Consider the following 13,441-nt stretch of genomic DNA (forward strand, 5'->3'; position numbering starts at 1 on the left):
ACGAGACACGTATTACGTTTTGCCGCCGTCACATAAAGACACAAAAATACCGAGAGGCAAATCTATGAAAACCTTCAAGCAGGCATTCGAAGTTCTCAAGGACGCGGAAAAATTCCACCTGGATATGGCGCTCCTGTACAAAGATTTACTGGAAAAGTCCGAAGACAAGCGAACACAGTTGCTGCTCAAGCATATGCTTGAGCACGAGCAGCGCATGGCCAGAAACCTGTCCAACTACAGCGAAGTGGCCCAGCACAAGGTCATGCAGACCTGGCTGCAGTATACCCATGAGGAGTCCGCCAAGGACTTTATCAGGAGGCTTGAGCTGAGCGAACCGCCCACGATCAAGGAAATCAACAATATGGGGCGCGAAGTGGACCGGTATTTTTCCGACCTGTACCAAGCCGTTTACGGCGCCATTGAGTCCGCAGAAGTGAAAGAGGTTTTCGAGGACCTGAAGCAGATTCAGGACAAGGAGCGAATCACGCTATCGATGGCGACCAACTCGCTTTGGGACATGTAGAAAGCTACCCGCTAGGAGCCGCTGCTGTCCCACAGTTTGGGATGAATAAAAAAAGCCTGAACCGAACCGGTTACAATGTTTTCGCCAAAAAGACAATGTAATCAGGGAGGTTTCAGGCTTTTCACATTATAAGCCTGCGTAAAAAAAGCGAGCCTCAAATGAGACTCGCTTTGTGACTACTGTACTGCGGGACGCTAGTGCCCCGCAGAGCGCTTTTTCAGAATGCCAAAACAGGACGCTGTCTTAGAATTCGTAGCCGGCTTTCAGATAATAGAAACCACCGCCAATGCCATAGGGCGATGTCTCATAGTAAACCCCGCCCAAAACATTGTCAGAGTCTCCTACGATTGAACCATCAATCTCGCCACCCATTTCATCAAACACATTAGCGGCACCGGCAGTCAGCACGATGCTGTCTGATGCGGCGTAGGTCAGTTCAAAATCTACCGTGAACTCAGAACCCAACTCCTCGCCGAACCAGTCGGCGTGTACGCCCACATATTCGCCGTAGAAGTTAGTGCGAACAAAGGCGCTCACCTTGTCCCAATTCTGGGATACGGTGAAGGAGGCCCGATGTTCTGGCAGCCCGCGCTCCAGGCGCAACGCTTTACAGACCTCACCCTGGTTGTTTACGAAACTACCACCACAGGTGTTGTCTCCGCCGATAACTTCGGTTTGGGTCCAGTTATAGGCCAGGCTGAAGTCAGTGCCACCACCGAACAATTCCGCACCGTAGGTTGCCACCACGTCGAGTCCGGTAGTTTCGGTATCGAAGTCGTTGGCAAAGTAGTTGACCTGACCGATCAATTCCGGGTTGGGGACGCCTGCAGCCGCCATGGCAGAGCGCTGGGCTGCGGTAGGCGTGGCGTTATCGGTCAGGGCGATTCGGTCGGTTACTTCGATGAAATAGGCATCGGCAGTCACTTCCAGATCACCAAAAGACATTACCAGACCAGTGGCAAAGTTAACGGACTCTTCCGGCTGCAGCTCGGCCTCACCCAGTTTGGGCGCCGGCAGTGTCTGTGCCTGAGTCAGCTGACCGCCAACGATCGAGGTCTGGGTATTAACAACGGACGCCTGGCCCATGGTCGGAGCCCGGAAACCGGTGCTGTGTGAAGCGCGCCAGGCGAGGTTGTCGGTAATCTGCCAGTTAGCCACCAACTTGTAATTGGCGGTATCGCCGAAGCTGTCGAAATTTTCGTAGCGCAATGCGCCGCCCAACATAAAGTTATCCGTCAACTGGTTTTCCAGGTCTGCATAGATGGCGTAGTTGCTGCGCTCAGCGGTACCCGCAGAATCAATAGAGAAACCGGCAAAACCATGTGAACCAATGTTGAAGCCCTGATCGGCCAGCGGACCTACCTGCCAGGACATTCCCTCGCCGGCGATGATCTGGAACGACTCATCACGCCATTCCGCACCCATGGCAACACTCAGGTTATCGAATTGCTTTTGCAAATCGAAGTTAAGAGTCTTCTCCAGCTGAATGTAGGAACCGGTGTCGAAGTTGCGCTTACTATCGGGTCCGAAAGATGGGTTGATGGTGTTGTTCAGACCAAACACTGCCTCGTTGCGGCCCACAGAAGCGCTCAGGTCAAAGTTCCACCCCTGCATGAAGCCATCGGAGAACTCTCCGCGACGACCAGCTGTAAAGGAGGTGTCGATAATATCGCCAACGAAACGCGGGGTATATCCGCCGGGAATTATCGTATTGAAGACAAAGCAGTTGTCGTCTGCCGTCAGGCCGGAAGCCACCATGTCAGAGCCGTCATCCAACGGCGCGGTGCGGTAGGCATCGCAGCTGGCGGCATTGCCATCCAGTGCACCAACTAAGCGGTTGCCATCATCGTCGGTATAAACTCCTGAACGACCGTTCGGGTTGCGGTAGTAGAATCCACCGTCGACCTTGCGGTTGGAGTAGTTACCAAAGGCATAGATCTCGGTGCCATCCTTCAGGTCCATGCCGAAGTTGGCAAACAGAGTCATGTCATCGTCAACAATCGGGGCACCCCAAATCTGTGCCGGCTCAGCTACTGCGGTGTTACCGGCGTCGATAAGCGCCTGGGCATCGGCACGCTGCACGGAACGAGAGGTGTCATCGGCATTTTTCATCTGGAAGCTCAGATTCAGGAAACCCGAGTCTGTCATTGCCATGCCGTAATTGCCCGCGATGGTGGTGGTCTGGCCGTCACCTTCGAAATACTCGCCAGTTTTCAGCTCGAGCGAACCACCTTCGGCATCGTCTTTCAGAACAAAGTTCATCACGCCGGCAATGGCATCTGAACCATACTGCGCCGCCGCGCCATCGCGCAGCACTTCCACCTGCTTCAGAGCGATGCTGGGAATAACGGAGATATCGGGACCCTGGGCACCATCGTTTAGGCCACCGCCCTGGAAGGCAATCACAGAGGCGCGATGACGGCGCTTGCCGTTGAGCAGGATCAGGGTTGAGTCAGAAGACAGGCCACGCATATTAACGGGGCGAATCATAGATGCAGCGTCACTGATGGGTTGGTCGTGCACATTGAAGGAAGGTACGGAGCTCTTCAGCATGTCCAACATGTCACTGCTGCCGGATTTCGCCAGGTCATTTGCATTAATGACGTCCACCGGAACCGGGGAATCGCCCACGGAACGCGGCTTGGTTCTCGAGCCTATAGTGACCACCTCTTCGAGCACTAAATTTTCCCCAGCGGACTGCGCCTGAACCGGCGCGGCCAGGGCGCCGGCCAGAGCGATCAGCGAGACCGACGAAACTCCGAACTGTGTAGTTTTTTTCATTGAAAATACCCTTGTAATTTTTCGTTGTTATGCGCACGTGTTGCGCGTGCGTGCTGGAAGGTTCCCACAGCAAAAATGCAAAAACCGTGACACATTCGCGCAAGCTCGAATGCAAAATGCATCTTTATCAGGAATCGTGCAACTTGATGACAGAACTAAGCAAAATTAACTATTTTTTAGCTCTTTTTTGTATTTACGGCATTAAAGATATTTCGCTCACAAACTGACAAAAGAGCGCGCGAAATTTAATCACTTCGCACTATTTTGGTTCGCACAGCAGGTGCACTCGATTCACTTCGAAGGCGAAATATGCGATAGCAACTCTGTGTTTCACCTGCCCCCGCAAACAAGGAACCGGGGCTGCAATCTGGGTCACCATCAGTAACACCTGCGCCAAAATAGTGCGTCGTTGCTACCCAGCTGCTGATTTTCGCGCGCAATTTGGCGGCGGAATCGCTGCCTGTTACACATTTATGGCTGCTGGTCGCTGTCAGCGCACCCTTCTTGCGGAAAATTCTGACGCCAATTCTCGCCATCCATTTCACAAATATTACGAATTCGCATTGCCCCCCCCCCAGGGCTTGATGCTAGTTTTGACAGCGGTGTCATTTTTTAACAGCGCTCTCGCCAGGTAACGATGTCGGCGGGCATCGGCTCGGGACAAGCCCTCAAGGCCAAGTGAAATACTGGCAGGGCCACTCCACTCCGCAGCAGCAGGTGATCGACTGCGGGAGCAAATTGTCGCTGTTTCGGGATTGGTGGTTCGCGGTCGGGAATTTGAGATCACCGCCCCTGGCGCCGAGACAAAAATTAATAATAACGGTGACAATCATGAATCTCAGACTCGCAGTAGCGCTGCTGTCCGGCCTGTTCGTCGGACAGAGTTATGCCTACGATTGCAGTAACCTGCCCACCTATGTCGACGGCTCCAGTTACAACACTGGAGACCGGGTAATAAACAACAGCACTGCCTACAACTGCACTGTGGGCGGTTGGTGTACTGTCGGCGGTCCCTATGAACCCGGTGTCGGCTGGGCTTGGCGAAACGCCTGGTCAGAGCTTGGCGCCTGTAGCACCACTGGCAATCAACCGCCCCAGGGCGCCATTACCAGCCCAGCCGAAGGCGCTTCTTTCCAGGAAAATGACAGCGTTATCATCGATGTCGATGCAAGCGACAGTGATGGCCAGGTAACCACCGTCGAATTCTTTATTGATGGCAATACCATCGCCACCGACACCAGCGCTCCCTGGTCCGCCGTCTGGACCGCTACCCCCGGAAATCACCAGCTGAGCGCCCGCGTAGAGGACGGCGGCGGCCTGGACATCACCACCGCACCGATCAACATTTCCGTCACCTCTGATCAACCGCAACCGCCCCAGGTGAATCTGGATACCCCCGCAGACGGCGCCACTTACAACACCGGCGACAGTGTTCAGCTCTCCGCCTCTGCCAGCGATATCGATGGCAGTGTCAGCAGCGTGGAATTCTTCGTCGATGGTGCCAGTATCGGCATCGATGGCAGTGCGCCCTTCGCACTCAGCTGGACGGCGACGCCTGGCAATCACTCTGTCAGTGCCACCGCTACCGATAACGATCAGTTGACCGCGGACTCTGCGCAGGTATCGATCAGCGTCGTAGATCTCGACACCCCGCCCAGTGTTGCTCTCGACAGTCCGGCCGGCGGCAGCGTCTACGACGAGAATGACACAGTCACCCTGAGCGCTACCGCAGCCGATAGCGAGGGAGCGGTTAGCCGCGTGGAGTTCTATGTGGGCGGGCAGAAAGTCGGCGAGGACAGCAGCATACCTTTCAGTTACAGCTGGACCGCCACTACGGGAAACCACGCCGTATTCGCGCGCGCATTCGACAGCGCCGACCAGTTCACCGACTCTTCCCCGGTATCGATAACCGTTAACGGCGAACCGGTAAGCGGTGCTCATCCCTGTCGCCCGGACGGTCTTTATACCTCGCCGGGTACCAGCCCAAATTACTGCGACATTTACGATACCCAGGGCCGCGAAAAAATGGGCGCGGACCACCCGCGGCGCATCATCGGCTACTTCACCAGCTGGCGTAACGGTGCCAACGGCCAGCCCAGCTACCTGGTGAAAGATATCCCCTGGGACAAGATCACCCATATCAATTACGCCTTCGCCCACGTTGGCAGCGACTACTCCGTATCGGTCGGCAATACTGCCGATCCGGACAACCCCGCTACCGGCATGGAGTGGCCGGGTATTGCCGGCGCCGAGACGGATCCCGGTTACGCCTACAAGGGCCATTTCAACCAGCTGTCCAAATTCAAGGAACAGTATCCGGCAGTGAAGACGCTGGTCTCCGTCGGCGGCTGGGCCGAGACCGGTGGTCACTTCAATGAGTACGGCGACCGGGTGGCAGACGGCGGTTTTTACACCATGACCACCAATGCCGATGGCAGTGTCAACTATCAGGGCATCGAAACCTTTGCCAACTCGGCGGTGGACTTTATCCGCACCTACGGTTTCGACGGTGTCGATATCGATTACGAATATCCCACGTCAATGAACGACGCGGGCAACCCACTCGACTTTGGCGTGGCCAATCCACTGCGCGCCTACCTGATGGACTCCTACGTGGAGCTGATGCGCGTATTGCGCGAGAAGCTGGATGCAGCCGGTGAGCAGGACAATACCCATTACATACTCACGATCGCGTCGCCCTCCTCCGGTTACCTGCTACGCGGCCAGGAAACCATGCAGATCTCCCGGTACCTGGACTACGTCAACATCATGACGTACGACCTGCACGGCGCCTGGAACGAGTACGTCGGCCACAACTCTGCACTGTACGACAATGGCAATGACCCGGAGCTGGCGGCAGCGAATGTATACGGCACGTCGCAGTACGGCGGCATCGGTTACCTGAATATCGACTGGGCGGTGAAATACTTCCGCGGTTCCATGTCACCCGGCCGTATCAATATTGGTATCCCTTACTACACCCGCGGCTGGCAGGGCGTGACCGGCGGCACGGGTGAATATGGTGAATGGGGCCTCGGTGGTAGTGCCCCGCTGCCGGCACAGTCCGAATGTCCGGAGGGTACCGGCGGTGCCTCCGACTGCGGTAACGGTGCCCTGGGTATCGACAATATGTGGCACGACCTCGATACCAGTGGCAATGAGATGGGGGCCGGTTCCAATCCCATGTGGCATGCCAAGAATCTGGAAAACGGCATTCTCGGCAGCTACCTGGAAGACTACGGACTGGACCCGCTCAACGATCCGCAGGATCAGCTGGTGGGTACTTACGTGCGCCACTACGACAATGTGTCCGAAGCGCCCTGGCTGTGGAATGACAGCAAGGACGTATTCATCTCCACCGAAGACGAAGAGTCCATGGACGCCAAGGTGCAATACGTCATCGACCAGGGCGTGGGCGGCATCATGTTCTGGGAGCTCGCCGGCGACTACGACTGGGATGCCGCACAGGGCGAATACTTTATGGGCTCTACCCTCACCAGCCTCGCCTACGACAAATTCAAAACCGCCGCACCCTATCGCGAGTTGCGCAGTGAGCGGCCGCTACCGGCGGAAGCGGTGGATATCCAGCTGGTTGTCGACGGATTCAAACTGGGGGATCAGAACTATCCGCTGAATCCCAAACTGACCATTACCAACAATACCGGAACAACGCTGCCCGGCGGCACCGTGTTTGAGTTCGATATGCCGACCTCGACTTCCGACACCATCACCGACCAGAGCGGCGCCGGCCTTACAGTCATCGAGAGTGGTGCCAATGCCGGTGGTGGCAATGTCGGCGGCGCCGAGCATGAGTTTCACCGCGTGCGCTTCTCATTGCCGAGCTGGCAGAACCTGGCCGATGGCGCCAGCTGGGATCTCACGCTGAATTACTATCTGCCGGTATCCGGACCGCAGACCTATACCGCGACGATCAATGGCACCACCTACGCGCTGGCGTTCGAGCACCCGGAGCTACCGCTGGCAGATCTTTCCAGCGGCGGTGACGGCGGCGACGGTGGCAGCGGCGGCACCGGCTGCTCCGCGGCCGGAGTCGATCCCAGCGGTCTGGTTACCTATCCGACGTGGCCCGCCGGCGACCACGCCAATGGCGGCGACCGGATTATTCACGATAACGACGTGTACGAAGCCAACTGGTGGACCAATTCGGTCCCGGGCAGCGCGGACGGCAGCTGGGATTTCCTCTGCAGCGTGGACTGAATCGTGATTGAAGAAAGTTAAGCAAGTAGGAGCGGCCGCGCAAACTGCGCTACCCCCAAGCACTTCGCGGCTGCCGGCCGCTCCTACACCGGGGAAATTCCCCCTAGCTGAAAGAAGTTGTTCTCACAGGAAGTTCTCTCTCGTTGTTGATCTATAGGTAATGCTCCTATATTTGCCCCGGCTTACCGGGGCTTTTTTTGTTGCAATAGGATTAGGAAGTTTAATTATGTACAAAAAGCTCATTGCCCTCGCCAGCGCCCCACTGCTGTGTCTGCCTCTCGCCAGCTGCGGCGGCAAAAACGGAGCCGCGCCTTCCCAGCACGCTTCGCCGGAGACACCGCTCTCGGAGACGAGCTCGGCAGAAGAAAACGCGAGAATACTGTTCGACGATTTCTCCTACGCAAATCTGGATGAATTGCTCGCAAACGACTGGCGCGTGCGCACGGAAACGGGCCACCCCGGTGTCAGCGGCGCGCGCTGGTCGGCCGACGGCATCACTTTCCTGGCGGATAGCGATCGGGAAGGCAACACTCTGCTGCGCCTGACCTCGTCCACCGATGGCAGTGGCGAAAATACCAATCACACGCAGCTCTGCCACCAGCGCAAATACCTGGAGGGCACCTACGCCGCCCGCGTCTTTTTCCGCGACGAGCCAATCCAGGGTCCGGACGGCGACCAGATTATTGAAACCTTCTATACCATCAGCCCGCTGAAGGCGCCGCTGGACCCGGATTACAGCGAGATGGATTTCGAATATCTGGCCAATGGCGGCTGGGGCGAAAAGCACAACGCACTCTTCGCCACCAGCTGGGAAACCTTCAAGCTGGATCCGTTCGAGATGGTCAATGAGCACTCGGTCAAACCCGGCAGTTTTGCCGGCTGGCACACCCTGGTGCTACAGGCGGCCAATAACAAGATTCGCTACTTTATTGACGGCGTGGAGTTCGCAAAGCACAGTGAGCAGGTGTTCCCGGAAGAACCCATGTCCATCAATTTCAACCTCTGGTTTACCCAGGAGGGCCTGACCGACTCGGACGAGCTGCGTATTTACCAGCAGGATGTGGACTGGGTATTTCACCGCGCCGGCGAGATACTCGATACCGATGAAGTGACCAGAACGGTCAACGATATGCGTGCGCAAAAACTGGCCTTTGCCAACACGGTACCGGACTGGAACCCGAAGCTCGACTCACCTTGCGGCCTGTAGCCTACCTTTTCATCGCGGCGGCCCGTGGTCGCCGCGACAACAAATAAAAACAGCAGTAACAGAAGTATTTATGACCAGTAAAAAACAGCGCCTGGCCTCGGTAGACGCACTGCGCGGCTTTGACATGTTCTGGATTATCGGCGGCGAGGCACTGTTCCTGCCGCTACTGACACTCACCGGTTGGTCGATATTCGCCTCGGGCCACGCGCAGATGCAGCACAGCGAATGGCACGGCTTCCGCTTCTACGACCTGATTTTCCCGCTGTTTATTTTTCTCTCCGGTGTCACCCTTGGCATCGCCAAGAGATCACTGCGCGGCCTGCCTGCGGCAGAACGGCGCGCTGCATACCGCAAAGCGTGCAAGCGCCTGCTGATCCTGATCGGCCTGGGCATTGTCTACAACCACGGCTGGGGCGCAGGGATTCCCGTCGACCCGATTGAAATCCGCTACGCGAGCGTGCTGGCCCGCATCGGCTTTGCCTGGTTTTTTGCCGCGATGATCGTCTGGCACTGCAGCCACAGGACTCAGTACGTGATTGCCACCGGCATTCTGCTCGGATACTGGCTGCTGCAGATCGGTTTCGGCGCCCTGACCCCGGGTGATTCTGTCAACAGCTGGGTGGATCAGTGTTGCCTGCCCGGCATCACCTACCAAAACCGGCCCTACGATCCGGAGGGGCTGCTCTCCACAATCCCGGCGATCGCCAACGCACTCGCCGGGGTATTTGCCGGACGCTGGCTGCGCAACTGCCGCGGGCAACACAGGAAAATCCTGTCGGGCCTCACGCTGGCCGGACTGGCCTGCCTGCTGGGCGGATTCCTGTGGCACTGGATCTATCCGGTCAACAAGGAGCTCTGGACCAGCTCCTTTGTCCTGATCACCTGCGCCTGCAGCCTGCTGTTGCTGGCCCTGTTCTACCTGCTGGTGGACATGTGGAATTGGCGACTATTCGCTACTTTCTTTGCCGTGATCGGCTGCAACGCGATCCTGGTGTATCTGGGAACCAGCCTGGTGAACTGGAGCTACAGCAGCAAGAGCCTGTTCGGCGGCCTCGCCGCCGGCCTGTCTGAAGCCGGTGGCGCACTGGTGATTGCCGGCGGCGTGATTCTGCTGCAGTGGCTGGTCTTGCGCTGGCTGTACAAGCGGGGGATTTTTATCAGTCCTTAGCCGCCGCGCGGGGACTATTCAATAGGCTGCGGCTGTCACCTCTCAACCTGCTCGAAGGTGGGCAGCCAGCCGCCGGGCGGCTCCAGATCCAGTCGGTTCTCCTGGCGCGATGCCCGGCCACTGATCAGGTAGCGCTGGCCGCGCCAGGACCAGACACGGAGGTCCGCCCAAAGCGGATTGCCGCTCGCATCCAAAAGCTGCCCCTTGCCCACCCGCCGCTGGGCGACATAGCACTCTCCTTTCGATAGCAGCCGGCGTAACCGGTGCCGGCCGACGTCGCGGCTGTCCAATACTCCGAGCCCGGCGTGGCTCCGCGCGGGTTTAAATACCAACTCGAGCTTGCGCGCCGCCAGAGCGTCGAGATTGTCTTCCGACAATTCCCAGGTCGGCGGTACATGCCGCGAGAGCAGCTCTCGTTCGTCCGACGTGATACCTAGCTCCGTATCCCGGTCCGGGCGGGACAACCAGTCCAGCAGACGCTTGTCACTGCGGGTGGCGTAACTGAAGGGGTTCGGCGCAATGTACACACGGCCGTTTCCATAAGCCTCCCTGAGCGCAGTGAACTTATCCGCCTGCCAGAAAAAGTCGGTCGAGCGGTTTACGACAAAGGAGACCGGTTCACCCCCAACGAGCAAGTTGCCAGCATCCCAGGTCAGATCCTCTGGAGCGGCAGTATGGGCACGCCAGCCCTGCGCGCGGCAGAGTGCAGCCAGCTGCATGAGTTCCTCGCGGAAGCGCCCCTTTTGCAGAGAGTCCCGCTCGTCGAGAATCAGCACGCCGTCGGGATTATCGGAGTGCAGGCAGGTCCGCGCTTCCCGCTCGATCATTTCCAGAACCCGCCTGTGCAAGTCGTCGAGCCGCGGAGGTGGTCGGATAGCGCCATCGTCGGCGAGAAAATGGTCGTAATAGCTGCGGTTGATCTGCGCTGCGAACAACAGTCCGGAGCCGTTGTCATTGAACTCTATCAACTGCCAGTCACCGGGTCTGTCCGGGGGCAGGTGAAAGTCCCAGGCACTGAAAAAACAGACTTCGCGGCGCGGCGAGTGGGCGATCGCGGGCACTCCCTCGGTCGCCTGCTGAGTCCATGGCCGGCGTCGGGATACGCGCTCGAACAGATTGATAAAATCATCGATTTCGGCGAGCAGCGTTTGGGGGATGCTTTGATGTACCTGGGCGACAGTAAAATAGTCTGGCAGTGGAGGTTCGGCATTATGTAGTTGCCGGAGGAAATTTGCCGCCGTCTCGGACATATCGTCACCGGTGCGAATATTCTCTACCCGTGCGGGGACACAGATGCCACTGCACGGCAACTCCGGGCCGCTGACAAAACAAGTCCCTCACGGAAGAGTCCCCCCCGGCTCGGCAGTCAATCGCTATCTGTTAAAAGTGACAGAATCAATTGCCGCCAATGCGGCCTTGGTATCCGCGGCTGGTGAATCCTCAAAACCCTGCGTGTGCAAAGAGATCACTACCGAACCGACGATAACGCAATACATGACTCCGGACATGTTAAATCCAGCGCTGGAACCATGCCATTCGACGCGGGCCCCCGGAATTCCATCGAGAACAACACCAGCCGCATCGGTTGATTCGAATGTATCTCTCTGCTGTTGAACGCTAGCCAAAAACTGAGAAAGGTAATGTCCGGCAGCCTCGCCGCGCCTTTCATCCGGCAATCCATCGAGCTGGGAACCGAAATCGTATGTGGTGACCTGCAGCAGTGTTGTCCGCCCCGCGCCCGGAATCTTTTTCATATAAGCCTGAATTTTTGCCCCGCTTTGATGCGATGCAACGAAGGGGCCCTCAAAGCCGGCCGGGATGTTGATTTTGACAGGAGACTCTTGCGCAGTAGCCGCAGCGGCAATCCACACGCTGAACAAATACAATAAAAGCAGGACTTTCTTCATGATCACTCTCTCGCAACCTTATGCACAAATTAATGGACAGTCGAAGCCTAGCCTAGTCCATTCGGCAGGTAACTTTCACGCGTGGCATTCACCGGATTCGACAATTCATCCGGTTTCGGACGATCAAAGAGAGTATGTTGTAACGGTGTGCTGATTGGGTGATTTTTGGCGACTGTCAATCGGTCATCTGTTGTAAATACCGACATCGACCTCCAGGCAGGATGCGATCAGGTTTCTCTTGCTGAAGTTGTAACGGCTGAGCACGCTCATCATGCTCTCCTTGCCGAGCAGACGCTGGGTAATCGCATCCAGTGCCAATCCCTGCTGTTCGAGCTGCTGCGCCTGCCCCGCCAGATTCAGCAGATAGTCGTACTTTTCCTGCAATCGCTGCTTGCCCTGCTTTACCACGCCGCGGTGGGGGCACAGAATCATGTCGAAATCCTGATCGAGTACGGTGCGAATACTCTCAATCAGAGTGGGTATAGTTTCGTCACTGCGCAGAAACTTCAGGTAGTTGGCGATATACAGGTCGGCACTGAACAACCAACCCCGATCGGGCAGTAAATAGCAGGTCATGTCCTTGGCATGCCCCGGCGTGAAGATCGGCGTGACCGGCCCCTGCCCGATAAAAATCTTATCGGGGAGAACAGCCGCATCCGCCTTGCCGGCAGAGCCCCAGATCAGTTTCTGCATCGGCGGAATACGGAAACCCCGTTTCAGTATCTCGACGGTCGCGGCCGGTGCGAGCGGCCGTACGCCGGTCAGCCTGTGGATGGCGCCGGCATTGCCGCTGTGATCCTCGTGGTGGTGGGTCAGCAGCAACTGACTGAACGGCGCGCCTTGCACAAATGGCTTGACGTACTTCCACTGGTTGCTCGGGCCAGTATCGATGATGGTGTCCTGCAACCGATAGACCACAAAAGACGTGTTGATACCTAGATTGAAACGGCCGACCCGCAGGGCGTCGAGATCTTTGTAGCGGAAGGAATCGAGAACGGACACGGGCAACCCCCAACAGTGCTTGAAGGCTATTTGTACGCAATTACCTGCTGGGCGTAAATTGCAATTCCCGTGAATCTGTGTGACTTATCGAGCCTCAGGCTCCGCGCTGTCGCGTGGAGCCATTTCCGGGTCATTCCGTCATCTGCAGCCTGAGCTGCAATCCCACCTTGGATGTGGTTCCGGATGTCACCCAGGCGACCCTGCCATCACTGCCGACGATAACAATCGTAGGGGTTACCCGCACACCCCAGGATGCACTGAGCGCACCAGTGGGATCATTGATGGTGGGGAACTGCAATTCCTGGTCTTTAAGGTACTGGCCAAGCTCTTCATCGCTGCCGGACTGCATGGCGACGGCAATGACCTGATGTTCGCGCGCCAGATCGGCCACCGCCGGCGATACCACACGGCAATAAGGGCACCAGGTAGCCCAGAAATAAATCAGCACCGGTCCCTGCGGCGCCATCTGCTGCAGGTCCAGCACGCCGCCGTCCAGCGACCTGCCCGCCAGCGGCGGCGCCTGATCGCTGGGGATATCCCGCTGCTGATAGTAGCCGATCGCGCCGATCACCAGTGCTGCGAGCAGGCAGAAGACGACCAGTTTGCGCAGCACGGAAAGCCACCCTATCGACACA

At 57.3% G+C, this 13,441-nt stretch carries 9 protein-coding genes; 4 read left to right on the top strand and 5 right to left on the bottom strand.

What is annotated here, in order from left to right:
• Positions 1–64 precede the first annotated feature (64 nt).
• Positions 65–523: a hypothetical protein gene (locus BUC36_RS10545; RefSeq protein WP_073274915.1), complete on the top strand. Its 459-nt coding sequence runs from the start codon at positions 65–67 to the stop codon at positions 521–523.
• Positions 524–766: 243 nt separating this feature from the next.
• On the opposite strand, the gene BUC36_RS10550 is transcribed toward BUC36_RS10545, so the two are convergent.
• Positions 767–3,304 carry a TonB-dependent receptor plug domain-containing protein gene (locus tag BUC36_RS10550; protein ID WP_073274917.1) on the bottom strand — a complete coding sequence of 846 codons (2,538 nt, stop codon included), beginning with the start codon at positions 3,302–3,304 and terminating at the stop codon, positions 767–769.
• Between the two features lie 831 nt (positions 3,305–4,135).
• Here BUC36_RS10550 and BUC36_RS10555 point away from each other — a divergent pair.
• The 3 genes from BUC36_RS10555 (at position 4,136) to nagX (ending at position 9,897) form a co-directional block, all read left to right on the top strand.
• Positions 4,136–7,522: a chitinase C-terminal domain-containing protein gene (locus tag BUC36_RS10555; protein ID WP_073274919.1), complete on the top strand. Its 3,387-nt coding sequence runs from the start codon at positions 4,136–4,138 to the stop codon at positions 7,520–7,522.
• 226 nt (positions 7,523–7,748) lie between these two features.
• The gene (locus BUC36_RS10560; RefSeq protein WP_073274923.1) at positions 7,749–8,729 is read left to right on the top strand and encodes a glycoside hydrolase family 16 protein; all 981 of its coding nucleotides are present in this window, start codon (positions 7,749–7,751) and stop codon (positions 8,727–8,729) included.
• Between the two features lie 70 nt (positions 8,730–8,799).
• On the top strand, positions 8,800–9,897 hold the full coding sequence (gene nagX, locus BUC36_RS10565; RefSeq protein WP_073274928.1) for a transmembrane glucosamine N-acetyltransferase NagX: 1,098 nt from the start codon (positions 8,800–8,802) through the stop codon (positions 9,895–9,897).
• Positions 9,898–9,932: 35 nt separating this feature from the next.
• Here the strand turns inward: nagX and BUC36_RS10570 are convergent, their stop codons facing one another.
• The 4 genes from BUC36_RS10570 to BUC36_RS10585 all read right to left on the bottom strand — a co-directional run bounded on the left by BUC36_RS10570 (position 9,933) and on the right by BUC36_RS10585 (position 13,440).
• Positions 9,933–11,147 carry a hypothetical protein gene (locus BUC36_RS10570; protein ID WP_073274932.1) on the bottom strand — a complete coding sequence of 405 codons (1,215 nt, stop codon included), beginning with the start codon at positions 11,145–11,147 and terminating at the stop codon, positions 9,933–9,935.
• 123 nt (positions 11,148–11,270) lie between these two features.
• Positions 11,271–11,804: a hypothetical protein gene (locus BUC36_RS10575; protein ID WP_073274937.1), complete on the bottom strand. Its 534-nt coding sequence runs from the start codon at positions 11,802–11,804 to the stop codon at positions 11,271–11,273.
• A gap of 183 nt (positions 11,805–11,987) precedes the next feature.
• Entirely contained in the window at positions 11,988–12,806 is an 819-nt protein-coding gene (locus BUC36_RS10580) for an MBL fold metallo-hydrolase (RefSeq protein ID WP_073274939.1), read from the bottom strand.
• Positions 12,807–12,936: 130 nt separating this feature from the next.
• Complete coding sequence (locus BUC36_RS10585; RefSeq protein WP_073274941.1) at positions 12,937–13,440, bottom strand: protein disulfide oxidoreductase; 504 nt, start codon at positions 13,438–13,440, stop codon at positions 12,937–12,939.
• Position 13,441: the final 1 nt, after the last annotated feature.

The sequence above is a fragment of the Microbulbifer donghaiensis genome (genome assembly GCF_900129095.1).
GTDB classification, from domain to species: domain Bacteria; phylum Pseudomonadota; class Gammaproteobacteria; order Pseudomonadales; family Cellvibrionaceae; genus Microbulbifer; species Microbulbifer donghaiensis.

What these genes read in the sequence shown, in the direction of transcription:
- BUC36_RS10545 (WP_073274915.1), top strand. Translation starts at nt 65, where the DNA reads ATGAAAACCTTCAAGCAGGCATTCGAAGTTCTCAAGGACGCGGAAAAA.
- BUC36_RS10550 (WP_073274917.1), bottom strand. Translation starts at nt 3,304, where the DNA reads ATGAAAAAAACTACACAGTTCGGAGTTTCGTCGGTCTCGCTGATCGCT.
- BUC36_RS10555 (WP_073274919.1), top strand. Translation starts at nt 4,136, where the DNA reads ATGAATCTCAGACTCGCAGTAGCGCTGCTGTCCGGCCTGTTCGTCGGA.
- BUC36_RS10560 (WP_073274923.1), top strand. Translation starts at nt 7,749, where the DNA reads ATGTACAAAAAGCTCATTGCCCTCGCCAGCGCCCCACTGCTGTGTCTG.
- nagX (WP_073274928.1), top strand. Translation starts at nt 8,800, where the DNA reads ATGACCAGTAAAAAACAGCGCCTGGCCTCGGTAGACGCACTGCGCGGC.
- BUC36_RS10570 (WP_073274932.1), bottom strand. Translation starts at nt 11,147, where the DNA reads ATGTCCGAGACGGCGGCAAATTTCCTCCGGCAACTACATAATGCCGAA.
- BUC36_RS10575 (WP_073274937.1), bottom strand. Translation starts at nt 11,804, where the DNA reads ATGAAGAAAGTCCTGCTTTTATTGTATTTGTTCAGCGTGTGGATTGCC.